This is a genomic window from Pseudomonas sp. ADAK2 (genome assembly GCF_012935755.1).
GTDB lineage: Bacteria > Pseudomonadota > Gammaproteobacteria > Pseudomonadales > Pseudomonadaceae > Aquipseudomonas.
Map to the genome: position 1 here is coordinate 4,615,398 of NZ_CP052862.1, position 25,231 is coordinate 4,640,628.

Here is a 25,231-nt window from a genome sequence, read left to right on the forward strand (position 1 = left end):
TCTGTGAAACAGAACTCCCTGAAAGGATGGTTCAAGAGCGGCGCCCCCGGCGTCTGGATCAGCGGTGGCGCGGTGTCCATCGCGGTCATCATGACCATTGGCTTGCTGGCGGTGATTGCCGTGCGCGGCCTCGGTCACTTCTGGCCTGCGGACCTGGTCCACGCCAGCTACGACGTACCGGGCCAGGCCAATCACCTGGTGATCGGCGAAGTGGTGCAGAAAGAAGAAGTGCCCCGCGAACGCCTGAAAAGCGCGGGCCTGCCGGTGCCCGATCAGGGCCCGGAGTTCATGACCCGCGAGCTGATCAAGGTCGGCAACCGTGATTTGAACGGCAACGACTTCACCTGGATCGTCGGTGAGTGGCTGACTAACCAGAAGACCCCGCCAGAGTTGATGACCATCGAGCGTCGCGAGTGGGGCAACTTCTACGGTTATCTGGTCAACGTCAAACAGGACGGCAAGGTGATCGCCGAGGGCGAGGCGGCGTGGCCGGAATTGCAGGCTCGTGTCGACCGCGTCAACAAGCTCGCGGCACAGCTCAAGACCCTGGAAAAATCCGATATCGGCGCGATCAACGCCGGTCTGGAACGCATCCGTCTGCACGGTCGCAAGCTGGAACTGGCCGGCAAACTGGACGCTACCGCGCAAGCCGACATGGACGCAGAAAAGGCAGAACTGAACGCCCGTTATCAGGACATCGAAGCGCGCCTCAGCGATCTGCATGCCCAGTTCAACCGTGACAGCCTCACCGCTCGTGACGCCAACGGCAAAGAACTCGAAATCGGCATCGGCAAAGTGGTTCATGCCTACCAGCCGAACGCCATGGGTTATTTCACCAAGGTCGGTTTCTACTTCAGCAAGGTCTGGGAATTCCTCAGCGACGACCCGCGTGAAGCGAACACCGAAGGCGGGATCTTCCCGGCCATTTTCGGCACGGTGATGATGACCCTGATCATGGCGATGATCGTGACCCCGTTCGGCGTGCTGGCGGCGGTGTACCTGCGTGAATACGCCAAGCAGAACGCGTTGACGCGGATTATCCGCATCGCCGTGAACAACCTGGCGGGCGTTCCGGCGATCGTTTACGGCGTGTTTGGCCTGGGCTTCTTCGTCTACGTACTCGGCGGTTCGGTCGACCGGCTGTTCTTCCCCGAAGCACTGCCGGCGCCGACCTTCGGCACGCCGGGCCTGCTCTGGGCTTCGTTGACCCTGGCGTTGCTGGCGGTGCCGGTGGTGATCGTGGCCACTGAAGAAGGCCTGGCGCGGATTCCTCGTACCGTGCGTGAGGGCTCGCTGGCCCTCGGCGCGACCAAGGCTGAAACCTTGTGGAAGATCGTGCTGCCGATGGCCAGCCCGGCGATGATGACCGGCATGATCCTCGCCGTGGCCCGCGCCGCTGGTGAAGTGGCGCCGCTGATGCTGGTGGGTGTGGTGAAACTGGCGCCGTCGCTGCCGGTGGACGGCAACTACCCGTACTTGCACCTGGACCAGAAGATCATGCACCTGGGCTTCCATATTTATGACGTCGGCTTCCAGAGCCCGAACGTAGAAGCCGCCCGACCGCTGGTGTACGCCACGGCGCTGCTGCTGGTGCTGGTGATCGCGACGTTGAACCTGTCGGCCGTCTACATCCGCAACCACCTGCGCGAAAAATACAAAGCGCTGGATAGCTGATAGCTGCCGCAAAAAATTGAATGGGTTGCTGGCCTTAATGCCAGCAGCCCACTGAACCGAATTTGTTAGCACAGGGAGCCTCCCATGCAGCACGAAACACATACCCACGGCATCAACATGTCTGCCCTGGGCCGCGACAAACAGAGCCTGAGCCTTGCGCAGGAAACCGTGGCCATCGAAGTGCCGGGCCTGAGCCTGTTCTACGGCGACAAACAAGCGCTGTACGACGTCAGCATGAACATCCCGAAACAGCGCGTGACCGCCTTCATCGGCCCGTCCGGCTGCGGCAAGTCCACGCTGCTGCGCACCTTCAACCGCATGAACGACCTGGTGGACGGCTGCCGCGTAGAAGGCGCGATCAACCTCTACGGCAACAACATCTACCGCAAAGGCGAAGACGTGGCCGAGCTGCGTCGCCGCGTGGGCATGGTGTTCCAGAAGCCGAACCCGTTCCCGAAAACCATCTATGAAAACGTGGTTTACGGCCTGCGCATCCAAGGCATCAACAAGAAGCGCATCCTCGACGAAGCCGTCGAGTGGGCACTGAAAGGCGCGGCGCTGTGGGACGAAGTCAAAGACCGTCTGCATGAATCGGCACTCGGCCTGTCCGGTGGTCAGCAGCAACGTCTGGTGATCGCCCGCACCATCGCCGTGGAGCCGGAAGTGCTGCTGCTCGACGAACCTTGCTCGGCACTCGACCCGATCTCCACGCTGAAAGTCGAAGAACTGATCTACGAACTGAAATCGAAATTCACCATCGTCATCGTGACCCACAACATGCAACAGGCCGCGCGGGTTTCCGACTACACGGCGTTCATGTACATGGGCAAACTGGTGGAATTCGGCGACACCGACACCCTGTTCACCAATCCGGCGAAGAAGCAGACCGAAGACTACATCACCGGTCGCTACGGCTAGGAAGCTGTGGTTTCACTGAACTGACGCTGCGGTCCACCGCACCTTACCGGACGCTCCAAGGACGCCAACATGATTAGTAAAGAAGGCCTTACCCATCACATCTCCGCGCAGTTCAACGCCGAGCTCGAGGAAGTGCGCAGCCACCTCCTGGCCATGGGCGGGCTGGTGGAAAAGCAGGTCAACGACGCGGTGACCGCGCTGATCGAGGCCGATTCCGGCCTGGCCCAGCAAGTGCGCGAGATCGACGACCAGATCAACCAGATGGAACGCAACATCGACGAAGAATGCCTGCGCATTCTCGCCCGCCGTCAGCCGGCGGCGTCCGACTTGCGTTTGATCATCAGCATCTCCAAATCGGTGATCGACCTGGAGCGCATCGGCGACGAAGCGACCAAGATCGCCCGCCGTGCCATCCAGTTGTGCGAGGAAGGCGAAGCGCCGCGCGGTTATGTCGAGGTGCGCCACATCGGCGACCAGGTGCGCAACATGGTGCGCGATGCGCTGGACGCGTTTGCCCGTTTCGACGCCGACCTGGCATTGTCGGTGGCGCAGTACGACAAGATCATCGACCGCGAATACAAGACCGCCCTGCGTGAGCTGGCCACCTACATGATGGAAGACCCGCGCTCTATCTCGCGGGTCTTGAGCATCATTTGGGTGCTGCGTTCCCTGGAGCGCATCGGCGATCACGCGCGCAACATCTCCGAACTGGTGATTTACCTGGTGCGCGGCACCGATGTGCGGCACCTTGGCCTCAAGCGCATGAAGGAAGAAGTTGAAGGCACAAGTGGCGAAACCGCTAATGTTCCGGGCAAAGCTGACGATAAGTAAGATTGCCTGAGAAAAGCGCCCGGCCTTTTGGCCGGGCGTTTTTGTTTGTGGTTTTTGAATGTGAAAGCAGCACCCGCGAACGAAAAGTCCCGGCGTGACTGAAGAATTAAGGCAATGTGCCATCAGCCAAGCGGTATGCTTGCCGGGATTTTTTTAAGGGGTTGTGGATGAGTAAGGTCAGTGTGTTGGTCGTGGACGATGCGTCGTTCATTCGTGACCTGGTGAAGAAGTGCCTGCGCAACTACTTCCCGGGTATCCGGATCGAAGACGCGGTCAACGGCAAGAAGGCTCAGGCGATTCTGGCGCGCGAAGCGTTCGACCTGGTTCTGTGTGACTGGGAAATGCCGGAAATGTCCGGCCTCGAACTGCTGACCTGGTGCCGCGAGCAGGACAACCTCAAGACCATGCCGTTCGTGATGGTGACCAGCCGTGGCGACAAAGAGAACGTGGTCCAGGCGATTCAGGCCGGCGTTTCCGGTTACGTCAGCAAGCCGTTCACCAACGAGCAACTGCTGACCAAGGTCAAGCAGGCGTTGAACAAGGTCGGCAAGCTCGACACCTTGATGAACAGCGCCCCGACCAAAATGAACTCGGCATTCGGCAACGATTCCCTGAGCGCACTGACCGGTGGCAAGGCTGCCGTGGTCGCGCCAGCGGCCGCCCCTGTCAACCCGTTCGCCAAGCCTGTCGCTGTTGCCGCGCCAGCGCCGGCCGCTGCGCCGTCCCGTGGTTTGCTCAACAGCCCGCCGGTCAAGGCGCCTGGCGCTGCTTCGGCGGCACCGACCGGTGGTCGTGGTCAGGGCCAATTGCGCCTGTCGAGTGGCACCCAGCAATGCGTGATCAAGGCCTTGAGCCTCAAGGAAGCGCTGTTGGTGGTCAAACGCACCGACATCCTGCCGCAAGTGCTCGAAAGCGCCGTGCTCGACCTGGAGCAGGGCGACAACGCTGAAACCGCGCGCCTCAACGGCTACCTGCACGCCATCGTCGCCCACGAGCAAAAGCCCGACAGCGAATGGCTGCAACTGACCTTCCGGTTTGTGGACAAGGATGCGCAGAAGCTCGACTACATCTCCCGCCTGATCGCCCGTGGTACGGCGCAGAAGCATTTCGTACCGGGCGCGTAATCTTCGTCGCCTGACGGTCCGACTTGCCCGCGAAGGGGCCATCAAATTCACCGCACATCTGATCGTTCCCACGCGGAGCGTGGGGACGATCATTTGAAACATCTGCCGACTACGCGGGTCCATCTCAGCTGCTAGGCTCCTCCCAGGCCTTACTCGACAGACTCTTGCCCATGCTCGCGCGCCTGCTGTTTTTCTGTGGTCTTTTCATGGCCTCCACCTCGGCTGTGGCCATGACCATTTACAAGTCCACCGACGCCAATGGCGTGGTCTCCTACAGCGACCGCCCCACGAAAGGCTCCCAGGTGTTCGTTTTTCGGGACCGGATGGTCGAGCACCTGGAGCGGCAGGTATACCTCGACATCAAGAAGCAGAAAGGCGTGGACGTGGTGTTTGTGCGCAACGACCTGTATGCGCCGGTGGAGGTGGAGCTGAGCTTTGCCGGGTTGAGCAATGTGAAGGGTGCGCCGAGCCAGCCGATTCGCCGGGTCTTGCCGGCGCGCAGCAACTCGCGCCTGGCGCTGCTCAAGGCGATTACCAGTGGCAAGCCGCTGGTGTATACCCCGAGCTTCCAATACTCCATGGGCGACCCTTCAGGCGCCGCTCAGAGCTATCGTTATCCCTTTCCGTGGCGCGGTGGTCCGTTTCGCTTGAGTCAGGGCGCCAACGGCCAATACAGTCACTTCGGCGCGAAGAACCGTTTTGCCATGGACATCGCCATGCCCGAAGGCACGCCGATCATCGCGGCGCGGGCGGGGATGGTGGTGAAAACCGAGAATGGCCAGAGCGGCCGCGGCAATGATCCGTCCGGCAATTTCGTGCGGGTGTTGCACGATGACGGGACCATGGGCGTCTACCTGCACCTCAAGCAAGGTTCGGTGAGCGTGCGCGAAGGCCTGCGGGTGGCGGTCGGCAGTGCGCTGGCGCTGTCGGGCAACACCGGCAACAGCAGCGGGCCGCACCTGCACTTCGTGGTGCAGCGCAATACCGGGTTGGGCTTGGTGTCGATTCCGTACCAGTTCAATCAACCGGTGGGGGCGTTGCCCAATTTTGCGTTGGGCAAACAGTAGCTAAGTCGACAGGGATTCATTGTGGCGAGGGAGCTTGCTCCCGCTCGGCTGCGCAGCAGTCGTAAACCGGCGAAAGCGGTGTGCCTGAATGAATGCGATTGCAGGGTTTGGGGCCGCTTCGCAGCCCAGCGGGAGCAAGCTCCCTCGCCACAAGAGCCCGTTCACCACCGGTATTGCAGTCAATCGAGCATCAACACCTTGGCCAAAATAATCTTCGGCCCTTTCATCTTCTTGATGATGATCCGCAAACCTTCGACTTCCAGCACTTCTTCCTCTTCCGGCACCCGTTTCAGGGTTTCGTAGACCAGCCCGGCGAGGGTTTCGGCCTCGATGTGGTCCAGGTCGATGCCCAGCAGGCGTTCGACCTTGAACAGCGGCGTATCGCCCCGCACCAACAACTTGCCCGGCTGATACGCGAGGATCCCGCGCTCGGCCTTGCGGTGTTCGTCCTGGATATCGCCGACCAGCACTTCCAGCACGTCTTCCATGGTCAGGTAGCCGATGATGTTGCCGTCGGCTTCTTCGACCACGGCGAAGTGCGAGCCGCCCTTGCGGAACTGTTCCAGCAGTTGCGACAGCGGCATGTGCCGCGAAATGCGTTCCAGCGGACGGGTCAGCTCGGCCAGGTTGAACGACTCGGGAATGTGGTCCAGGGCTGCCAGTTCCAGCAACAGATCCTTGATGTGCAGCAGGCCGACGAACTCCTGGCGCTCACTGTCGTACACCGGATAACGGCTGAATTTATGGCGACGGAACAGCGCGAGGATTTGCTTGAGGGGCGCGTTGAACTCCAGCGTCACCAGGTCTTCCCGGGAGTTGGCCCAGTCCACCACTTCCAGCTCGCCCATTTCCACTGCCGAGGCCAACACACGCATGCCTTGGTCGCTCGGGTCCTGGCCACGGCTGGAGTGCAGGATCAGTTTCAGTTCTTCACGGCTGTAATGGTGTTCGTGATGGGGGCCGGGTTCGCCTTGGCCGGCAATCCGCAGGATCGCGTTGGCACTGGCGTTGAGCAGGTAGATGGCCGGGTACATCGCCCAGTAGAACAGGTACAGCGGCACGGCAGTCCAGAGCGACAGCAGTTCGGGTTTGCGGATCGCCCACGACTTGGGCGCCAGTTCACCGACCACGATGTGCAGGTACGAGATGACGAAGAACGCAGCGAAGAACGACACGCCTTTGATCACTTCGGCCGACTGCACGCCGACGGCTTCCAGCAATGGCTCAAGGATGTGCGCGAACGCCGGCTCACCGACCCAGCCCAGGCCCAGCGAGGCGAGGGTGATACCTAACTGACACGCCGAGAGGTACGCATCGAGCTGACTGTGCACGGTGCGCAGGATGTGTCCGCGCCAGCCGTTTTTATCAGCGATGGCCTCGACCCGGGTCGAGCGCAGTTTGACCATGGCAAATTCGGCCGCAACGAAAAATCCGTTGAGCAAAACCAGGATCAGAGCAAAAAGAATCATGCCGAAATCGGCGAAGAGTGTCGCGAGGGTCAAGCCAGGGGATGGGTCCATGATGGAGTTTTGCGGTTTCCGTGTATTCAAAAAAGGGGGAAATGCGGTGCCTGAAGGGCAGGCACAAGTCAGCCAATGTAGCGGCTGACTCGGCGATTGCCTAGGGGCGAGTGCCGGCCGGTATCAGTCGGTGGCGTTGATAACCTGGGATTTGGTCACCTGGGCCGGCGCGAAATGGCAGGTAAAGGTGCTGCCATGTCCCGGGACGCTGCTGATTTCCATCCGCGCTCGGTGGCGCAACAACACGTGTTTGACGATCGCCAGCCCCAGTCCGGTGCCGCCCGTGTTGGAGTTGCGGCTGGAATCGACGCGGTAGAAGCGCTCGGTCAGGCGCGGCAAGTGTTTGCTGTCGATGCCGATCCCGGAATCCTGCACGCTCAAATGCGCACCCTGGTCGTCACCCCACCAGCGAATGCGGATATTGCCTTCGGCCGGGGTGTATTTCACCGCGTTGAACACCAGGTTGGAGAACGCGCTGCGCAATTCCGCTTCGCTGCCCTTGAGCAGAATCGTCGGATCGGCGTCCAGGGTGATCTTCTGATTGCGTTGCCCCGACAGCTGCTGCGCATCGCTTTTGATCGATTTCAGCAGGCCGTCGATGGACACCGGTTGGTTATCCGACGGGTAATCGGTGGCTTCCAGCTTGGCCAGCAGCAGCAAGTCGTTAAGCAAGGTCTGCATCCGCCCGCCTTGCTGTTGCATCTGCTGCAAGGCGCGGGTCCAGCGCGGGTTCACTTCCTCGACGTTGTCGAGCAAGGTTTCCAGGTAGCCGCAGATCACCGTCAGCGGCGTGCGCAGTTCGTGGGAGACGTTGGCGATGAAGTCTTTGCGCATCTGCTCCAACTGGTGGATGCGCGTGACGTCGCGCACCAGCATCAAATGCTCGTTGTTGCCGTAGCGGGTGATGTACAGCTGAATGCGCAAGCGATCATTGATCGGCGAGGGGATTTCCAGCGGTTCGGCGTAGCTGTCCTGCTCGAAGTATTCCTTGAAGCGCGGATGACGCACCAGGTTGGTCACCGGTTGGCCGCTGTCTTGCGGGGTCTTGAGGCCGAGCAGGGTTTCGGCGGCACGGTTCCACCATTCCAGGTTGCCGTCGCTGTCGAGCATGATTACTGCGTCTTTGAGCGCGGCGGTGGACTCCTGGACCCGGTCGATCACCGCTTGCAGGCGCCCGCGTACCCGTTGGTCGCGGCGTTGCAGGTGATAGATGCTGTCGAACACTTCGCCCCACAGGCCGTAGCCATCTGGCGGCGCTTCATCGGGTTTGTGCAGGCGCAGCCATTCGTGCAGGCGCAACAGCTGCTTGAGGGTCCAGGCCAGGTAAAGACCCAGGCCAGCGGCGAGGCTCCAGCCGTAGTAGCCGGAAATCAGGCCGATCACCAGGCAGGCGGTGACCAGCAACAGCATGTGGCGAATCAGGGTGCCATGCCAGTTTTGGTTCACGGAAACTTGCGTCCTTGTCAGCGAGCCGGGCAGTCAGCTCAGGCCTTGGTGGAAAACCGGTAGCCGGTGCCGCGCACGGTTTGTACCAGATTTTCGTAGGCATCGCCGAGGGCTTTGCGCAGGCGCCGGATGTGCACGTCGACGGTGCGTTCTTCGACATAAACATTGCCGCCCCAGACCTGATCCAGCAACTGGCCACGGGTGTAGGCGCGTTCCTGGTGGGTCATGAAGAATTGCAGCAGACGGTATTCGGTCGGGCCCATCTCGGCGGGTTTGCCGTCGATGGTCACGCGGTGGCTGATCGGGTCCAGCAGCAAGCCGCCGACTTCGATCGGGGTTTCGCCATCGGTCGGGCCAGCGCGGCGCAGCACGGCTTTGAGCCGCGCCACCAGCTCGCGGGGCGAGAACGGTTTGGTGATGTAGTCGTCGGCGCCGACTTCCAGGCCCTGGATCTTGTTGTCCTCTTCGCCCTTGGCGGTGAGCATGATGATCGGGATATCCCCGGTCAGCTCATCGCGCTTGAGGCGCCGGGCCAACTCGATGCCGGACGTGCCGGGCAGCATCCAGTCCAGCAAAATCAGGTCCGGCTTGCGGTCAACGATGATGGCATGGGCCTGCTGGGAGTTCTCAGCCTCCAGGCAGTCATAGCCGGCCATTTCCAACGCAACGGCGATCATTTCGCGAATGGGCGCTTCGTCGTCGACGATCAGAATGCTCCTGCCAACCATGCCTTTATTCCTCTTGTCATTTAACTGTCTTGCGCCGCATTAGATAACGGAATTATTGCAGTCGTGTGACAGTATTTTAGTCGACCGGCGATTGTCATGATCCTGGGCTAAGCTCTAATTCCGAATCCTGACAACCACAAGAGAAGGTTTCCATGACTCAATATTCGTTCTCCCTTAAGGCACTGATGTTGGCCGCTGCTCTGGCTTTGCCGACAATGGCCTTCGCTGCCGACCCGGCCATGATGAAGGGTGGCATGATGGTGGATCACAAGGGAATGACCGTTTACACGTTCGACAAGGACAGTGGCGGCAAGTCCATGTGTAACGATGATTGCGCCAAGAACTGGCCGCCGATGATGGCGCCGGCGGGTGCCAAGGCCGAAGGCAAATGGACTGTTATCAAGCGTGATGACGGCAAGATGCAATATGCCTACGACGGCAAGCCGCTCTACACGTTTGTGAAGGACGAAAAACCTGGGGAAATGAAGGGTGACGGCATGAAGGATGTCTGGCACGTCGTTCACGAATCGCAGAAGTAAGCGACCCAAACCTGTAGCAGCTGGCGAAGCCTGCGTCCGGCTGCGCAGCAGTCGTAAAATCTACTCATGCGGTGTTTCAGGTAAACCGCGTGAGCAGCATTTACGACTGCTTCGCAGCCGGACGCAGCCTTTGGCAGCTGCTACATAAATATGTGGAAATCAACGCAACGCGTAATCCAGCACAATCCCCACGAAAATCGCCAACCCGGCCCAGTGGTTGTGCAAGAACGCCTTGAAGCAGCGCATCCGGTCCTTGCCGCGGGTGTACCAGAACTCCCAGGCAAAACACCCGGCCGCCGCCAGCAACCCGAGGTGGAACCAGCCACCGAGCTGGAATTTCGACCCGGCCAGCAACAGGCAGCCCAGCGCCAACCCCTGCAAGGTCAGAATGATCACCCGGTCCGCATCACCAAACAGAATCGCCGTGGATTTCACGCCGATCTTCAAGTCGTCGTCGCGGTCGGTCATCGCGTAATAAGTGTCGTAGCCTACCGTCCACAGCAGATTGGCAATCCACAACAACCAGGCTTCGGCCGGCAGCGAACCGGTCTCGGCCGTGAACGCCATTGGCATACCCCAGGAAAACGCCGCGCCCAGCACCACTTGCGGGTAGTAGGTGTAGCGCTTCATGAACGGATAACTGAAGGCCAGGGCCAGGCCGCCCAACGATAGCCAGACGGTCGCGGCGTTGGTGCACAGCACCAGCAGAAAGGCCACGCCCATCAGCACGGCAAAAAACACCAAGGCTTCTTTGGAGCTGATCCTGCCGCTCACCAATGGCCGCTGTTCGGTGCGTTTCACGTGACCGTCGACCTTGCGGTCCGCCCAGTCATTGATCACGCAACCGCCGGCGCGGGTCAGCACCACGCCAAGGACGAAAATCACGATGTTGACCAATGACGGCGAGCCTTTGCCGGCAATCCACAATGCCCAAAGGGTCGGCCACAGCAGCAGGTAAATACCGATCGGCTTGTCCATGCGGGTCAGCTGAATGAAATCCCAGGCCCGGGGATTCAAGCGATTCAGGGACTTGAGCAGGCTGGTGTACATCAGCAATTCTCCGGATGGGCGCGAGCGGCGAGCCACAAGGTCGGCAGGAAAATCTCGGCCACCAGCACACTCAGGGCGCCACGGTCGAAACGCGAGCGGCGGCCCCACAGCTCGGGCGCCCGGGACTCGAGCGGCAGCCAAGCTTGAGGATAGTGGCAAACCTCGATGGCCTGGCGCTGGAACGCTCGATCGCAAAACAGCAGTTCGCCCAGCGAGCGGCTACCCAATTCATCCATGTGCAGCCCATCGCCCTGCAAGGCGCTACGTGCAGCGACACTGCGGGCGAACACCCAGGCTTGGCCATCGCCGCGCAAATACACCTCGCGTACCCAGCCTTCGCTGCCTTCCTCCAGGCTTAGCGCCGCGCATTCGTCGGCGCGCAACGCTTGCCAGCCTTCGAACAACGGCGTGACGCTGAAGCGGTCATTGGACAACCGAATCAGGCGTCGGGTCAGGGAGCCTTCGTCGAACAGCCAGTCGAGGGTAGAGGCGTCGGGGAGGGGTGCGAGTCGGCTTTGGGGTAGCCAGAACGGGGGTTTTGAGTGCGGCACAGTGAGTCATTATTGGCAGCAAATGAGGCGGCGAGCTTACCATGTCAGCCGGCGATTTTGATTGAGCCGACCCGACCTTGCATCGAACAGGCTTGCATCTGCCGGGTTCGATCAGTACAAAACGCCCTGAGCCGGACGGCAGCGCTTTACCCATCGACCGTTCGCGCCGGCAAAAGCCTGAATCCCGAGGAAGTAACTGAATGAAAAAGTGGCAATGTGTGGTCTGTGGCCTGATCTATAACGAAGCCGACGGCTGGCCGGATGACGGCATTGCGCCGGGCACCCTGTGGCAGGACGTGCCGGAAGATTGGCTGTGCCCGGACTGCGGCGTAGGCAAGATGGATTTCGAAATGATCGAAATCAACTAAGACAAAAAAGAGGAGTAAGGAATGAACGCACCTGTCGTGATCGTCGGTACCGGCCTGGCTGGCTACAACCTGGCCCGGGAGTTTCGCAAACTCGATGGCGAAACCCCGCTGCTGCTGATTACCGCGGATGACGGGCGTTCCTACTCCAAGCCGATGCTCTCCACCGGCTTCGGCAAAAACAAGGATGCCGACGGCCTGAGCATGGCCGAGCCGGGCGCCATGGCCGAGCAGTTGAAAGCTGAAGTGCGCACCCACACCCGCATCAGCGGCATCGACCCGGGCCACAAACGCCTGTGGATCGGCGAGGAAGCGGTGATCTACCGTGACCTGATCCTGGCTTGGGGCGCGGAAACCGTGCGGGTGCCGATCGAAGGCGATGGTGCTGACGCGGTGTTCCCGATCAATGACCTGGAAGACTACGCACGCTTTCGCGCCGCTGCGGCCGGCAAGCGTCGGGTATTACTGCTGGGCGCCGGCCTGATCGGCTGCGAATTCGCCAACGACCTGATTCTCGGCGGTTACGAAGTGCAACTGGTCGCACCATGCGAACAGGTTATGCCGACATTGCTGCACCCAGCGGCGGCGGCAGCGGTCCAGGCCGGGCTGGAAAGCCTCGGTGCGCGCTTCCACCTCGGGCCAGTACTCAACCGGTTGCAGCGGGTTGCGGACGGACTGGAAGCGCATCTGTCAGACGGACAAGTCATCCCGTGCGACGTGGTGGTCTCGGCCATTGGCCTGCGTCCGCGCATCGACCAGGCCGCCGCCGCGGGCGTGCAGGTCAATCGCGGTGTAGTGGTCGACCGTCACCTGAAGACGTCCCACGCCAATATCTACGCCCTGGGCGATTGCGCCGAGGTCGATGGGCTGAATCTGTTGTACGTGATGCCCCTGATGAGCTGTGCGAGAGCGCTGGCGCAAACATTGGCGGGAAACCCTACCGCCGTGAGTTATGGCCCGATGCCGATCACCGTGAAAACCCCGGTCTGCCCGCTGGTGGTTTCGCCGCCTCCACGGGGTGCCGAGGGCGTCTGGACGGTCGAAGGGCAGGGCGCCGACATCAAGGTCCTGTGCCGCGATGACTCGGGCAAATTGCTCGGTTATGCCCTGACAGGCGCGGCGGTGATGGAAAAACTCGCACTGAACAAAGAGCTTCCGGCCCTGCTGGCGTAAATACCGGTCGTTCTGTCGGAATCACCCCGCTTTTGCCCCTACAAAGGTCTCGCCGAGACTGGCGCGGCTCTTCCGTGCGTGCCATCCTCACTCCCGTCTGCCGCAGAGTAGAGCACCTGCGGCGCCTTGGGCGCTGTTCCAACGAGAACAGCACGGACATAACAACAAAAAACCGTCAAAGGGGCTTCACTAATGCGTAAACCAGAACTCGCCGCTGCAATCGCTGAAAAAGCAGACCTCACCAAAGAGCAGGCCAACCGCGTACTCAACGCCGTTCTCGAAGAAATCACTGGCGCTCTGCACCGCAAGGACAGCGTCACGCTGGTGGGCTTCGGTACCTTCCTGCAACGCCACCGCGGTGCCCGCACCGGCAAAAACCCGCAAACCGGTGAGCCTGTGAAAATCAAGGCCAGCAACACTGTTGCGTTCAAGCCAGGCAAGTCGTTGAAAGACAGCGTTAATCCATAATTGCGGCGAACTCCCTGAATAATGGGGAGAACCGTATTGAAAAATGGGCCTGCCGATTAAATCGCAGGCCCATTTTTTATGGGCGTCTTCTTCTATTTATATGCCGGAGTGTTGTGGACTGATTAATACACTTTGGAAATTGAGTGCAATGCCAGAGTTATCGCGACGTCGTTTCGTGAATCCCTTATATTAAAGTGCCATCATTGTGATGGCATTTTTAAGTTGTCTGTTGTCTCGCGTCACTTTGTTCATTGATGAATGCACCTTTCAGACATTTCCTACATTTATCATTTTTTATTCTTGTCATGCTTTGCACCGCCTGATGGATCGAAGCGCCAATGATTGTGGGGCGCTCAAGGAACGGCTCTGGCTCAATGGTTCCGGCGCGGGGACCTGGCAGATGAAATATTAAACGGGCATCAGGGGAGCCCCTGGTGGATATAGGGATATCTCCTACGAGAAACAGAGAACAGTTCTTCTTGTTGTTAAATCGGATGCTTGCTAGTGGCCATCATCGTGAGTACGATGCGCCGACTTGAAAGAGCACGAACTCAATTGGATGAGACTAATCGCAGCTCTTTGATACTGTCCGCCGCCGTTGAAACTCCAAATGGCGTGTGACCGTAATCCTAAATAAAGGCCATGGATGTCCTACTCAAGCAAGCTTTCCGCCCATTACCTTGAACTCGCAAAAGCCTCTGTTTCCAAAGAGAATTTCGCGGGCGAGGATGTTCGCTTTTCGAGCGAATATGAGGCCCTGGAAAGCGAGCTGGCCAAAGCCCAATCGATGCACGAAGCCGGTCAGATCGACTGGCTGAAAATCCGTGAAAACAGCGAAAATCTGCTGCGCACCCAGTCCAAGGATTTGCGGGTCGGCGCCTGGCTGACCTGGGCTTTGTACCAGCGCGAATCCTTTCAGGGGCTGCTGGCGGGCCTCGGTTTGCTGCACCATTTGACGGAAAATCATTGGGCCGAAGTTCACCCGAACAAGGCGCGTACCCGCTCCGCGGCCATCAGTTGGTTGGTGCCGCGTCTTGAGCAGGTGCTGACCGAAAACGTCGCGATCAAAGAGCAACTGCCGATGTTCCGCCGGATGGTGGAGCATCTGGAAGGTCTCGATGCCGCCTGCACCGAGCACCTGGGCGACGACGCGCCGCTGCTGCTGCCGATCTCCCGCCGTCTGAAAAACATGGTGCAGCGCGCCGCCGATAACCAGCCGGAACCCGGTGTGGTGGGTGCCGCCGTCGCCCAGGTCAAGCAGGCAGCGACCCAGCTGTTCACCCCCGGCGCCCCGATCGATAACGAAAAAGAAGCGCACAAAGCCCTGCGCGCCCAGCAGGAAAACGCTCGTCCGTTGTGCGCCTGGTGGCTCAAGCAGAAAGCCACCGACCTGCGCGCCCTGCGCCTCAATCGCACGCTGCTGTGGTTGCCGATCGACGCGGTGCCCGAGCGCAACGCCGAACAGATCACCATGCTGCGCGGGTTGCCGGCGGACAAACTCAAGGCCTATCAGGACCGTTTCGACCAGGCGAAATACGCCGACCTGCTGGTGGAACTGGAGGCGAGCCTGGCGAAGGCGCCGTTCTGGTTCGATGGCCAACGAATGGTCTGGGAATGCCTCCAGGGCCTGAACGCAGAGATGGCCATGCGCGAAGTGGAAATCCACTTCGCGCTTTTGATTCAGCGCCTGCCCGGGATCATCGAATTGCGTTTCCATGACGGCGCGCCGTTTGCCGACCCGGCCACCCGCGCCTGGGTCAGCGCCCACGTCATGCCGCACCTGCAAAGCGCCAGTGCGCCGCGCAAGGTCGAAGTCACCGACAGCCAGCCAGCGTGGGAAGTGGCGCTGGAAGAAGTGCTGCCGATTCTGCGCAAGGACGGCCTCAAGTCCGCCGTGCAAGTCCTCAAGCAGGGCTTGCAAGCCGCTCAGGGCGGGCGCGTGCGGTTCTTCTGGCAGTTCGCCCTGGCGCGGCTGTGCTTCATGGCCAAGAAGTACGAACTGGCCAAGACCCAACTCGAAACCCTCGACCAAACATTACAGGACTCAGGCCTGAACGCCTGGGAGCCCGATCTTGCGCTGGAAGTGCTGCATTTGCTGCATAGCTGCTGTGAGTTGTTACCGCAGAACCATGCAGTGCGTGAACGCAAGGAAGAGATTTATCGCAGGCTGTGCCACCTCGATCTCGAAGTGGTACTCGAATAGGCCCCAGGGCCACAACCGCAAGGAGAATAGCCATGGCCAAAGAAGGCTCGGTAGCCCCCAAGGAACGCATCAACGTCACCTTCAAACCTGCCACCGGTGGTGCACAGGAAGAGATCGAACTGCCGTTGAAACTACTGGCAATCGGTGACTACACCCACCGCAAGGACGAACGCAAAGTCGAAGATCGCAAGCCGATCAGCATCGACAAAATGACCTTCGACGAAGTGCTGGCCAAGCAAGAGCTTGAGCTGACACTGAGCGTGCCGAACCGTCTTCAGGAAGAAAGCGACACTGAAGAACTGGCCGTGAAACTGCGCGTCAACTCGATGAAGGACTTCAACCCGGCTTCGCTGGTCGAGCAAGTGCCTGAGCTGAAAAAACTGATGGAACTGCGCGATGCGCTGGTGGCCCTCAAAGGCCCGCTGGGTAACGCGCCTGCGTTCCGCAAAGCCATCGAAGGCGTTCTCGCCGACGATGAATCCCGCGGTCGCGTATTGGGTGAGCTGGGCTTGAACGCCGCCGCCCAGGACGCCTGAGTCTCTATCAGCCAAGGAAGCCAACACAATGAGCACTAGCGCAGCACAGCAAAAGAGCAAAGAGAGCGGCGAATACAGCATTCTCGACAGCATCATCGCCGAAACCCGCCTGACGCCGGACGACGAAGCCTACGACATCGCCAAGCGCGGTGTGTCGGCGTTCATCGAAGAGCTGCTCAAGCCGCAGAACAACGGTGAGCCGGTCAAGAAGGCCATGGTCGACCGCATGATCGCCGAGATCGATGCCAAGCTCAGCCGTCAGATGGACGAAATCCTGCACCACTCGGACTTCCAGTCCCTGGAATCGTCGTGGCGTGGTCTGCAGTTGCTGGTCGATCGCACCAACTTCCGCGAAAACATCAAGATCGAAATCCTCAACGTCTCCAAAGAAGACCTGCTGGATGATTTCGAAGATTCGCCGGAAGTGATGCAGTCGGGCCTGTACAAGCACATCTACACCGCTGAATACGGTCAGTTCGGTGGTCAGCCGGTAGGCGCGATCATCGCTAACTACTACATGTCCCCAAGCTCGCCGGACGTGAAGTTGATGCAGTACGTGTCCAGCGTTGCCTGCATGTCCCACGCGCCGTTTATCGCGGCGGCCGGCCCGAAATTCTTCGGCCTGGAAAGCTTCACCGGCCTGCCGGACCTGAAGGATCTGAAAGATCACTTCGAAGGCCCGCAATTCGCTAAATGGCAGAGCTTCCGCGAGTCGGAAGACTCCCGTTACGTTGGCCTGACCGTGCCGCGTTTCCTGCTGCGTAACCCGTACGACCCGGAAGAAAACCCGGTCAAATCGTTCGTGTACAAAGAAACCGTCGCCAACAGCCACGAGCACTACCTGTGGGGCAACACTGCCTACGCGTTCGGCACCAAGCTGACCGACAGTTTCGCCAAGTTCCGCTGGTGCCCGAACATCATCGGCCCACAGAGCGGTGGCGCGGTTGAAGACCTGCCGTTGCACCACTTCGAAAGCATGGGCGAAATCGAAACCAAGATTCCTACGGAAGTATTGGTTAGCGACCGTCGTGAATACGAACTGGCCGAGGAAGGCTTCATCTCCCTGACCATGCGCAAAGGCTCCGACAACGCGGCGTTCTTCTCCGCAAGCTCGGTGCAGAAGCCGAAGTTCTTCGGCATCAGCGCAGAAGGCAAGGCCGCAGAGCTGAACTACAAGCTCGGCACCCAACTGCCGTACATGATGATCGTCAACCGCCTGGCTCACTACTTGAAAGTGCTGCAGCGCGAGCAACTCGGTTCGTGGAAAGAACGTACCGACCTCGAGCTGGAACTCAACAAGTGGATCCGCCAGTACGTGGCCGACCAGGAAAACCCAAGCGCCGAAGTCCGTGGCCGTCGTCCACTGCGCGCTGCCCAGATCATCGTCAGCGATGTCGAAGGCGAGCCTGGCTGGTACCGCGTCAGCCTGAATGTGCGTCCGCACTTCAAGTACATGGGTGCCGATTTCACCCTGTCGCTGGTTGGCAAGCTGGACAAAGAGTAAGCGGAGCTAACTCATGACTGGATACGGCAGCCTTTTCGAACGCCTGGGTGGCGACGCGGACAAACGCGTCGGCTGGAGCCGCGAGGTCTCCGCCATGGCGTCCGTGGCTGCCCATCTGGCCAAGATGCTCAGCACCCGTGCGGGCAGCGTGCAAACGCTGTCCGACTACGGGCTACCCGATCTCAATGACATGCGTCTGAGCCTGCACGACTCCCTGAGTCAGGCCCGTCTGGCCATCGAAAATTTCATCGAAGCCTACGAGCCACGCCTGAGCAATGTGCGTGTCATTTCCCTGCCGCGTGACCACGATCAGCTTCGCCTGTCCTTCAGCATCGAAGGCCTGCTGGAAGTTGATGGTTTCAAGCGCCAGGTCACCTTCGCCGCGCGCCTGGATGGCAGCGGTCAAGTCAAGGTCAGCTAAGGAGCCCCGAATGTCCGGCAAACCCGCAGCACGCCTCACCGACCCCACCGCTTGCCCGGTCTCCGGCCACGGCACCAACCCGATCGCCGCCGGTTCCGGCGACGTCTTCTTCGACGGCCTCGCGGCCGCCCGCCAAGGCGATGCCTCGGCGTGTGGTGGTGCGATGTCGGGTGGGTTGGCGACGACGGTTTTGATTAATGGGAAAGCGGCGGCCACGGTTGATTCTGTGGGGACGCATGGCAACAAAGTTACGGCGGGTTCCGGGACGGTGATTATCGGGAATTCGCATTCGGCGGTGCCGTTTGTGGCGCCGTTGCCGGTGGAGATTAATTGGCCTTTTACTCAGCACTTTGTGGCGCGTAACCCAAGAACAGGAGCGCCAGTTGCTAATCGTGCTTACACCGTGTGCACGGCATCGGGCAAAGAGATCAAAGGCGTTACTGACGCACAGGGCAAAACAGCATCGATCGCTTCCCATTTGGCTGAAAGCGTCACGCTCACTTTTGAACCACAGTCTTCGCTCGTGATTGCATAAGGGTTATCACATGACTGCACCGGCACCAACCACCGCCCAACTCACCCCCTCTTCTGACAAGACGCCAGTAGAGGTATCTGTAGACGAGTTTCAGATTACCGATATCCCCGGGGCGATGAGGAAGATGGGTTGGGTGGAGGCTGCCCGTTTGATGCAGCGCTGGTTCGATGGCGAACCTTTCGAAATGACTGTTGATGAAAAAGAAGGGAAGCTGGACGTTAAGAAAATCACTCAGGAAAAGCTTTTTGACGATCTGGACTTTGATTGGTTAACCCGTTCGTCACCGGACACGGGTAAGGAAATAAAAGAGCTGCTCGAAAAGGCGGCATATGCCAGTCAGTACAACGAGCTTATTGGTCGTGCAAGAAAATTGGATCAACTGGCACCTGGTCTTTTGCAATTTATGTCGCGTCTCAGAGATCTTGGAATTCTTGATCGGGAAAACAAGGATCTCAAAAAAGGTGAATATGATTTCAGCTCTATGAGTGCGCGAGAGTTGGAGGTGACCACGCAGTATAATTTTAGGCCGATCGGAACTGATAAGTGGGAGAGGATTACTAATCCACTGGATGATGTTTACGGTACTCTGGGTGGGTTTCTAGTTAAGTTTGCTGTTACCAAGTTTACCGTTACCTCAAAGACCAAGAGAATGCCGGCCACAGTGCATATTGAAGAGATTGGTTGTTACATACGTGATACCTATGAATTTTTAAATGACAGCAGCAAAGATCAGCCTCTTGGATATTGGAGTTTCGAAAGTGGCATAAAAGGTTTCGGTGCGTTAGGTCGGGAAACCTATGAATCTGATGGTCAGCTTTATCATAAGGTAACGAACGGGAGTTTCAATCGGTACCGTGTCGAGCATGGTAAAGGTGGCGATTTATTTGTTTATTCCACGGTCAAGAAGTTGCCAACTTCTATTTCCTTCCGTTTCATGGAAGCCGATTTTGGTGAGTTTGCAGCGCGCTCAAAGGCGCCGAAGGTAACTCCATGATCAGTTTCGCCGTAAAACGATGGCGTTTTCTCTTGATGGGAGTGTCATTGTTTTTGATGTTGCTCATCGCACTGAAAGTTCACAGTTCCCTAGTTGCAAAGCCGTTGAAAACATATGTGAGTGAGTCTGGTAAATGCTACATATCCAGATATTCGCCTGATTATGAGGTGCTGGGCGATTTAGGAGGTATTTTTGAGCTACTCAGTAGTCAGTATTTCTATCGTGTCTACTCAACGGATGGCAAGCTTTTGAAAACTTCGGAATGGTATCTGTGGATGCGGGAAGGAAATCCAGGTGTTGCTCCAGAGTTTCAAGGAGAGATGATCCTATATCCTGGCTCTGAGGGCTGGGAAAGTTGGATAATTCCAGAATGTCGCTGATATCTGTTTCTAGAAAAGGCCACTGCCCTCGTATCTCTGCAAACGAGCCCGCTGGAAAATGACCTATTCAAGCTATTTCAAGGGGGCGGTATGGATGCCCGCCGTTTTGTTGCCGCTGTTATTTCTTGCGGACACTCTATTGCCTCCTGCAACACCTTTCGGAGGGTGGAAGCAATTTTTTCACATGTTCATATTGGCTTTTGGCGTGGGCGCCTATTTCATATTTGCATTTTGGGCATCACGGGTCATCGATCGAAAAACCGAGCGTGAAGTCGTCCGGCTCGCGTGTTGGGCTCCGGTTATTTTTATTCCGTTCTATGCCGCGCCGTGGTTTTTGTACGGCGTGATTTATTTGGTTAGCGGCGACTTGGCCGGTCTTAGACTAATGGTCGAGTGGTTGGCGTATATCCCTTACTTGCTCGTTGCTGGGTATTTTTGTTCGGCTGTCACAATTGTAATTTATCTAATTATCAAAAGATTTCTTCCGCAAGATGGGGCTGTCCCTGGTATCTCTGGTAACCCGATTTCGCAGGGGCATTTGGATCAACGTGGGGCATTGAATAAATGAAAATTCGACGCCTGGTTGGGCTGATCCCACACTTGATAGTGTGCGCCCTGTACGTTCCTCTGCATAACTATGGTGTTGACCTCTACATCGATTTGTATGGTGGGCTAACGTCCAGAGGAATCGGCATTGGTATGACAAGCGAGCTGATGGTTCAATATTTCATATTGATGAATGCCATTGTCTTTCTTATACCTGTTTTTAAATTCAAGCTTGTTTTTCTTTCTTTTATGTTGGTCGTGATTCTTTTTTATTTTATGCCGCACTACCCCGTTCGCGCGATGGCCTACACGTTGTTGGGCGGTTCCCTGACGATTGCGGCGATGTGGGTTGGTCAGGTGATTGATCGTGGCCAAAAATCAAAAAAGGCGACTGTCCCCTGCATTTTGATGTTTCAGTATCTCGGCTGCACCGCGTTGCTATATTCGCTTACAGCCTGCACATCGCAGCAGCTCTACCGCGACGAAATCTATTTGCAAAACAGCTGTGCGAGCCCGCTGAAATTGAAAGCTTCGCACTTTTCGAACTGGGGGCCGGTGGTTGGCGACTATGTTGCACAGGTCGGCGCCCGGCAAATCATTGGCAGCTATATCTCGTACGACAAAGACTCAGTGGTACGCATCGACGATGACTACGAACTACTGATCAACACGACTGACGGCTCGAAGGTCATTTACGCACCTGCGCTGAGGGCGATCCTTGAAGGCACAAAACCTTCGAAGCAGGGTGATGTAAATGCCTGGACGATTAACGATACGTCGATCTGCCCGGAAGTGCCCAAGGACGAATTCGATGTTTAAGTGGACAGGTCTTCTGGCAAGCGCCATGTCATTGCCAGCGTTGTCTGCGCAGCAGGTCTATCGCAACGATGTGTATTTCCTGAACACCTGCGGTGTGCCGTTGGAGCTGTCGCTGGCGCATGACTCCAACTACGACGATCAGCCTCGCCGCTTTACGTTGGGCCCAGGCGAGCGTCGTTCCATCGCCAACTACAGGTCGGCCGGGAAGGGCGTTGTTCGGCAGATAAGTGATCGATACAGCTTGTCGATCAACACCACCGGCGCCGTGAAAACCATTGATGCGCAGATGTTGCGCGCGGCATTGGCGAGGGTTGAGAAGGTCGAGGACCGCGCAGTACGTACCTGGACGATCGAAGACCGTTCGTTTTGCCCGAGCGAGGCATCGCAGTGATCTGGGTAAAACGCTTCCTCATGGCGGTGGGATTGCTGACCTGCATCGCCGGTGTGTGGGTGGTGTCCCGAATGGATTTTTCAAAGGCTGAGCCTCGGGTGTTGAGTGAGTACCCCAATGCGAAATGGCGCGGCGGTGCTGATGGTGGGCAGTACATCGAAGTCACCCGCTCCGAACCGCCTTATTACTTCGTTCAGGTTCGCAACGACGACGGCTCGTTATGGGACGAAGGTTGGCTCAAGTTTGGCGAGAAAAACGGCGAGCCGCTCACGGCGAATGATGTGATCGCGTTCGCCGGGGAGGGCGTTATTTACCTCCAGCAATGCAAGGTGCTCAGTGCCGACCGGGCCAAAGCTGAACAGAAGCGGTGCTGATGTTTTTTTTACAGGATGAAAGGGAAGAGGGATCTTGGGTGATTGATCGTGGCGAAGCATTGCGTGGCAGCGTTTGAACATGAATAGCCAACGAGTGATCGGGTTGGTCGTCCATGGGATGGCCTGCGTGCTCTATATCGTGATGAATAACTTCGCCGTGCCGATCTATAAAACCATGGTCGGCGGGCTGACCTCCCGTGGCGTCGCCATCGGCATGGGCATGTACCTGGTTTATTACTTTTTCGTGTTCTTGAATCTTGTTTTGGTCTTCATACCGCGTCTTGCCGCTCAGTTTGGCGTGGCGATTTTCATGATGGCCTCGATCCTGGTTTACCTGCTGCCGCGCTATCCCGTACGGGCCATGGCGTATTGCGCCCTGGCAGGCGGTTTGACCCTTTGCGCCATCCTGCTTACCCGCGCCCTCAATGCAGCTTTTACCCGCTGGCGCGCAGCACAGGGAGTGGCCCGATCGTGATTCGCAACCGTCGATTGACCTCGCCTCTCGTATTGATCCCAGCCCTGATGGGGCTCTTGGTGTTGGTGGTTTTCATTGGCCTGAAGATTGTGATCGGTTTGGCCGCACAGCCCTTGTACAAAGTTTGGAGTGAGTCGGGTAATTGCTATGTCGCTGGATATTTACCCGGATACAAGAAGGCACTGGGCATTGCCGGGCGAGTGATCGAGTTGTACAGCAGCCAGTATTTTTACCGCGTGTATACAAAGGACGACGTGCTGCTCAAATCGTCCGAGTGGTATGTGTGGATGCGCGAAGGCAACGCAGGTGTGGGCCCTGAGTTTCGGGGCGAAATGGTGCTGTACCCCGGCGCGCAAGGCTGGGAAAGCTGGACGGTGCCGGCATGTCGCTGATGATGAGCCGATCCACCGGACCTCGTGCGCCCGTCAAACATCCTCTGGTCAAAGGACTCGCTGTGGCCGTCGCGGTTGTGACGGTAATCCTGGCCTGGGCGACGCCTGTGTTTTCCAACGCCTTCATGTTGCTGATGGACCGGTCGAATTTCATTCCCAGCGAGTCGTCGATCTGGACCTTTGAGCCCTACGAAATCAACCAGGGTTCGAGCAACTACTGGCTATATGGCGAAGACGCGCAGCGCTATTACTACTTCGCCTACACCCCCGACACGCCTTATCGCTCAATCGCCAAGCGCAATCAGTGCGCAGGCTTCGACAAGCGCGATGTGCGCACCTGGTGCACACCATGACGCGTTCGATGCAGGTGTGGAAATGGCTCAATCATGTGCTGAGCGCCATCGGTGTGTTGACGATCATCGCGCTGGTCACGCTGTTCATCTCGCTGCGCCCATCCAACTCTTCAACGCCCGTGCTGCCGGATCACCCCGATGCGGTATGGCGCGGGGGGCCGGATGGCGGCTTCTTCATCGAGATCACCCGGTCCAATCCGCCGGATTACTTTGTGCAGGTGCGGCATGAAAGCGGTGGTCTCAACAGCGAGGGCTGGATCCGGTTCCAGACCCCTGACGGCAAGCCGCTGACGATGGCGCGGGTCAACAGTGCTGATGGCGAGTACCTCTATGTCGACTCGTACCTGCCCATGACACCGAACAAAGGAGGGACTCGTCGATGAGCCTTCGCTCCTTCGTGGCGTCAGTGTTGGCAGCGGGATATCTGTCGTTGGTCGGCTGCACGACTCAACTGACGTACATCTACGAAATTGACCTGTTGAATACCTGCGGCGTGCCGCTGCAGATTCAATCGAAGAATGCCAGCAACTGGTTGCCGCTGATGGAGCCGCGCGTCCTTGCACCGGGCAAGCAGTACGCCGTGGCCAGTTACCTGTCTTACGACGAAGACGGCGACATACAGGTCGATTACAATTTCGCGCTGACCGTCAAAGGATCTGAACAAACGCGTCTTTTCAGTGCGGGCGACATACGCTACGCCCTGCTTGGCATCAAGCGTGAGCGCGATGGCGATCACCGTATCTGGACACTCAAGGATGGAGTCTTTTGCCCATGATCAACGTCTCGGATGAGATGCGTGGTTACCTGATGTACGTGGCCGACAGTAATCTGTTCGGCGGCCTCGCGATACTGAGCCTGTTGTTGGTGGTCACGGCGATCAGCCGACGGCTGCGCCAGTCGCGGCTGCATCGTGCGCTGTCGTTCATGATCCTGGTTTCCCTGGTCGCGATCGAAGTCGCCGGCACCTGTTACTCCTCGGTGAGCCCGGCATGAACACCCCGAGCCGAATTCTAATCAGCGTATTGATCCACAGCCTTGGCTGTCTGGCTTACGCGATCCTGAATGACGCGGTCGTGCATGCCTATAAAGCATTCAACGGTGGGTTCACCACCCGGGGCGTCGCGATTGGCGGGGCCAGCCACGCACTCTTTTATATCTTTGTGACCGTCAATTTGATCGTCGCGTTGATTCCGAACCTGTTGGCCAAGCTGCTGTTACTGAGCGTGATGGTGGGTTTCATCCTGCTCTGGATGATGCCCGAGAATCCGCTGCGGGCGTTGTTCTACGGCGTGGCCCAGGGTTCTGTCACGTTCATGGCGATTCTGACGACGCAAGTCATCGAATTGCGTTGGGCCCAGAGGTTGTGGAATCGCCGCACCGGACAAACCCCGAGCGCAGGTGTTCGCCAGTGATCAGTCTGAACCGACGCCTGTTCCTGGGCGCCGCCCTCTGGGTGCCGATCATCGCGTTCGAGGTTCTGATTTATCTCGAATCGACGGTGTGGAACCCGACGGCATTCAACTGGGAGCAGTTCCTGACGATCCACGTCCTCTGGTTCGGGTCCCTGGCCTATATCGTTTTTGCCGCGTGGGCAACGCGAAAGCTGAGCAGGACAACCGAACAACAGATCGTGAAGAAAATCTGGCTCGCGCCGCTGATGTTCATCCCTTTTTACGCGGCGCCATGGGTGATCAGCGGGCTGGGTTTTTTGCTTTTTGGGCACCTCGCCGGGCTTGGAATGATGGTGATGTGGGTGGCGTTTTTGCCCTACCTGCTGGTCGTCGGCTATGTCATTTCCGGGCTGACGGTTGCGCTCTACAGGACGTTTTATTCATGAGATTTCATACCAGGCAG

General features: G+C 58.2%; 33 protein-coding genes. 28 read left to right on the plus strand and 5 right to left on the minus strand.

The window, feature by feature from the left end; translation table 11 throughout:
• Window positions 1-3: 3 nt before the first annotated feature.
• The 5 genes from pstA (at window position 4) to HKK52_RS21100 (ending at window position 5,614) form a co-directional block, all read left to right on the plus strand.
• The gene (gene pstA / locus HKK52_RS21080; protein ID WP_169372431.1) at window positions 4-1,674 is read left to right on the plus strand and encodes a phosphate ABC transporter permease PstA; all 1,671 of its coding nucleotides are present in this window, start codon (window positions 4-6) and stop codon (window positions 1,672-1,674) included.
• A gap of 84 nt (window positions 1,675-1,758) precedes the next feature.
• Window positions 1,759-2,592, plus strand: a complete 834-nt coding sequence (pstB, locus tag HKK52_RS21085; protein WP_133835332.1) for a phosphate ABC transporter ATP-binding protein PstB — start codon at window positions 1,759-1,761, stop codon at window positions 2,590-2,592.
• A gap of 69 nt (window positions 2,593-2,661) precedes the next feature.
• Window positions 2,662-3,423, plus strand: coding sequence for a phosphate signaling complex protein PhoU (phoU, locus tag HKK52_RS21090; RefSeq protein WP_008150055.1), 762 nt, complete (start codon window positions 2,662-2,664; stop codon window positions 3,421-3,423).
• A gap of 167 nt (window positions 3,424-3,590) precedes the next feature.
• Entirely contained in the window at window positions 3,591-4,547 is a 957-nt protein-coding gene (locus HKK52_RS21095; RefSeq protein ID WP_169372432.1) for a response regulator, read from the plus strand.
• A 170-nt stretch (window positions 4,548-4,717) separates the two neighbouring features.
• Window positions 4,718-5,614: a peptidoglycan DD-metalloendopeptidase family protein gene (locus HKK52_RS21100; RefSeq protein ID WP_169372433.1), complete on the plus strand. Its 897-nt coding sequence runs from the start codon at window positions 4,718-4,720 to the stop codon at window positions 5,612-5,614.
• Window positions 5,615-5,793: 179 nt separating this feature from the next.
• Here HKK52_RS21100 and HKK52_RS21105 read toward each other — a convergent pair whose 3' ends face one another.
• The 3 genes from HKK52_RS21105 to phoB form a co-directional block, all read right to left on the minus strand.
• Window positions 5,794-7,134, minus strand: a complete 1,341-nt coding sequence (locus tag HKK52_RS21105; RefSeq protein WP_169372434.1) for a hemolysin family protein — start codon at window positions 7,132-7,134, stop codon at window positions 5,794-5,796.
• A gap of 123 nt (window positions 7,135-7,257) precedes the next feature.
• Window positions 7,258-8,544 carry a phosphate regulon sensor histidine kinase PhoR gene (gene phoR, locus HKK52_RS21110; protein WP_237150805.1) on the minus strand — a complete coding sequence of 429 codons (1,287 nt, stop codon included), beginning with the start codon at window positions 8,542-8,544 and terminating at the stop codon, window positions 7,258-7,260.
• Between the two features lie 74 nt (window positions 8,545-8,618).
• Window positions 8,619-9,308, minus strand: coding sequence for a phosphate regulon transcriptional regulator PhoB (gene phoB, locus HKK52_RS21115; protein WP_008150066.1), 690 nt, complete (start codon window positions 9,306-9,308; stop codon window positions 8,619-8,621).
• Window positions 9,309-9,460: 152 nt separating this feature from the next.
• Here phoB and HKK52_RS21120 point away from each other — a divergent pair, with 152 nt between their 5' ends.
• Window positions 9,461-9,847 (plus strand): COG4315 family predicted lipoprotein, encoded by a 387-nt coding sequence (locus HKK52_RS21120; RefSeq protein WP_169372436.1) that lies wholly within the window; start codon window positions 9,461-9,463, stop codon window positions 9,845-9,847.
• A gap of 159 nt (window positions 9,848-10,006) precedes the next feature.
• Here HKK52_RS21120 and ubiA read toward each other — a convergent pair whose 3' ends face one another.
• Window positions 10,007-10,897 (minus strand): 4-hydroxybenzoate octaprenyltransferase, encoded by an 891-nt coding sequence (gene ubiA, locus HKK52_RS21125; RefSeq protein ID WP_169372437.1) that lies wholly within the window; start codon window positions 10,895-10,897, stop codon window positions 10,007-10,009.
• Entirely contained in the window at window positions 10,897-11,448 is a 552-nt protein-coding gene (locus tag HKK52_RS21130) for a chorismate--pyruvate lyase family protein (RefSeq protein ID WP_169372438.1), read from the minus strand. The genes ubiA and HKK52_RS21130 overlap by 1 nt, the downstream gene beginning before the upstream one ends.
• A 200-nt stretch (window positions 11,449-11,648) precedes the next feature.
• On the opposite strand from HKK52_RS21130, the gene HKK52_RS21135 reads away from it, so the two are divergent.
• From HKK52_RS21135 to HKK52_RS21240, 22 genes are all read left to right on the plus strand, one after another.
• Entirely contained in the window at window positions 11,649-11,816 is a 168-nt protein-coding gene (locus HKK52_RS21135) for a rubredoxin (RefSeq protein WP_007954349.1), read from the plus strand.
• 21 nt (window positions 11,817-11,837) lie between these two features.
• Entirely contained in the window at window positions 11,838-12,986 is a 1,149-nt protein-coding gene (locus HKK52_RS21140; protein ID WP_169372439.1) for an NAD(P)/FAD-dependent oxidoreductase, read from the plus strand.
• A gap of 192 nt (window positions 12,987-13,178) precedes the next feature.
• Window positions 13,179-13,454 carry an HU family DNA-binding protein gene (locus HKK52_RS21145; protein ID WP_003213368.1) on the plus strand — a complete coding sequence of 92 codons (276 nt, stop codon included), beginning with the start codon at window positions 13,179-13,181 and terminating at the stop codon, window positions 13,452-13,454.
• Window positions 13,455-14,100: 646 nt separating this feature from the next.
• Window positions 14,101-15,657: a type VI secretion system protein TssA gene (tssA, locus tag HKK52_RS21150; RefSeq protein ID WP_169372440.1), complete on the plus strand. Its 1,557-nt coding sequence runs from the start codon at window positions 14,101-14,103 to the stop codon at window positions 15,655-15,657.
• 32 nt (window positions 15,658-15,689) lie between these two features.
• A complete protein-coding gene (gene tssB, locus HKK52_RS21155; protein ID WP_169372441.1) occupies window positions 15,690-16,193 on the plus strand; it encodes a type VI secretion system contractile sheath small subunit in 504 nt (167 codons plus the stop codon).
• Window positions 16,194-16,221: 28 nt separating this feature from the next.
• Window positions 16,222-17,697, plus strand: a complete 1,476-nt coding sequence (tssC, locus tag HKK52_RS21160) for a type VI secretion system contractile sheath large subunit (protein WP_169372442.1) — start codon at window positions 16,222-16,224, stop codon at window positions 17,695-17,697.
• A gap of 13 nt (window positions 17,698-17,710) precedes the next feature.
• Window positions 17,711-18,118, plus strand: coding sequence for a type VI secretion system baseplate subunit TssE (gene tssE / locus HKK52_RS21165; RefSeq protein ID WP_133835348.1), 408 nt, complete (start codon window positions 17,711-17,713; stop codon window positions 18,116-18,118).
• Between the two features lie 10 nt (window positions 18,119-18,128).
• Window positions 18,129-18,653, plus strand: coding sequence for a PAAR domain-containing protein (locus HKK52_RS21170; protein ID WP_169372443.1), 525 nt, complete (start codon window positions 18,129-18,131; stop codon window positions 18,651-18,653).
• 10 nt (window positions 18,654-18,663) lie between these two features.
• The gene (locus tag HKK52_RS21175) at window positions 18,664-19,647 is read left to right on the plus strand and encodes a DUF6402 family protein (protein ID WP_169372444.1); all 984 of its coding nucleotides are present in this window, start codon (window positions 18,664-18,666) and stop codon (window positions 19,645-19,647) included.
• Entirely contained in the window at window positions 19,644-20,027 is a 384-nt protein-coding gene (locus HKK52_RS21180; protein WP_169372445.1) for a hypothetical protein, read from the plus strand. The genes HKK52_RS21175 and HKK52_RS21180 overlap by 4 nt, the downstream gene beginning before the upstream one ends.
• 58 nt (window positions 20,028-20,085) lie before the next feature.
• The gene (locus HKK52_RS21185; protein ID WP_169372446.1) at window positions 20,086-20,595 is read left to right on the plus strand and encodes a hypothetical protein; all 510 of its coding nucleotides are present in this window, start codon (window positions 20,086-20,088) and stop codon (window positions 20,593-20,595) included.
• Entirely contained in the window at window positions 20,592-21,392 is an 801-nt protein-coding gene (locus HKK52_RS21190) for a hypothetical protein (protein ID WP_169372447.1), read from the plus strand. The genes HKK52_RS21185 and HKK52_RS21190 overlap by 4 nt, the downstream gene beginning before the upstream one ends.
• Window positions 21,385-21,783, plus strand: coding sequence for a hypothetical protein (locus HKK52_RS21195; protein ID WP_169372448.1), 399 nt, complete (start codon window positions 21,385-21,387; stop codon window positions 21,781-21,783). Before HKK52_RS21190 ends, HKK52_RS21195 begins: the two co-directional genes overlap by 8 nt.
• Complete coding sequence (locus HKK52_RS21200) at window positions 21,780-22,157, plus strand: hypothetical protein (protein WP_169372449.1); 378 nt, start codon at window positions 21,780-21,782, stop codon at window positions 22,155-22,157. The genes HKK52_RS21195 and HKK52_RS21200 overlap by 4 nt, the downstream gene beginning before the upstream one ends.
• Before the next feature lie 118 nt (window positions 22,158-22,275).
• Window positions 22,276-22,632: a hypothetical protein gene (locus HKK52_RS21205; RefSeq protein ID WP_237150806.1), complete on the plus strand. Its 357-nt coding sequence runs from the start codon at window positions 22,276-22,278 to the stop codon at window positions 22,630-22,632.
• On the plus strand, window positions 22,629-23,024 hold the full coding sequence (locus HKK52_RS21210) for a hypothetical protein (RefSeq protein ID WP_169372450.1): 396 nt from the start codon (window positions 22,629-22,631) through the stop codon (window positions 23,022-23,024). Before HKK52_RS21205 ends, HKK52_RS21210 begins: the two co-directional genes overlap by 4 nt.
• Before the next feature lie 62 nt (window positions 23,025-23,086).
• On the plus strand, window positions 23,087-23,377 hold the full coding sequence (locus HKK52_RS21215) for a hypothetical protein (RefSeq protein WP_237150585.1): 291 nt from the start codon (window positions 23,087-23,089) through the stop codon (window positions 23,375-23,377).
• Window positions 23,374-23,760, plus strand: a complete 387-nt coding sequence (locus tag HKK52_RS21220) for a hypothetical protein (protein WP_169372451.1) — start codon at window positions 23,374-23,376, stop codon at window positions 23,758-23,760. Before HKK52_RS21215 ends, HKK52_RS21220 begins: the two co-directional genes overlap by 4 nt.
• Window positions 23,757-24,152, plus strand: a complete 396-nt coding sequence (locus HKK52_RS21225; protein ID WP_169372452.1) for a hypothetical protein — start codon at window positions 23,757-23,759, stop codon at window positions 24,150-24,152. The genes HKK52_RS21220 and HKK52_RS21225 overlap by 4 nt, the downstream gene beginning before the upstream one ends.
• On the plus strand, window positions 24,149-24,370 hold the full coding sequence (locus tag HKK52_RS21230) for a hypothetical protein (RefSeq protein ID WP_169372453.1): 222 nt from the start codon (window positions 24,149-24,151) through the stop codon (window positions 24,368-24,370). Before HKK52_RS21225 ends, HKK52_RS21230 begins: the two co-directional genes overlap by 4 nt.
• Window positions 24,367-24,789 (plus strand): hypothetical protein, encoded by a 423-nt coding sequence (locus HKK52_RS21235; protein WP_169372454.1) that lies wholly within the window; start codon window positions 24,367-24,369, stop codon window positions 24,787-24,789. The genes HKK52_RS21230 and HKK52_RS21235 overlap by 4 nt, the downstream gene beginning before the upstream one ends.
• Window positions 24,786-25,214 carry a hypothetical protein gene (locus tag HKK52_RS21240; protein ID WP_237150587.1) on the plus strand — a complete coding sequence of 143 codons (429 nt, stop codon included), beginning with the start codon at window positions 24,786-24,788 and terminating at the stop codon, window positions 25,212-25,214. The genes HKK52_RS21235 and HKK52_RS21240 overlap by 4 nt, the downstream gene beginning before the upstream one ends.
• Window positions 25,215-25,231 lie beyond the last annotated feature (17 nt).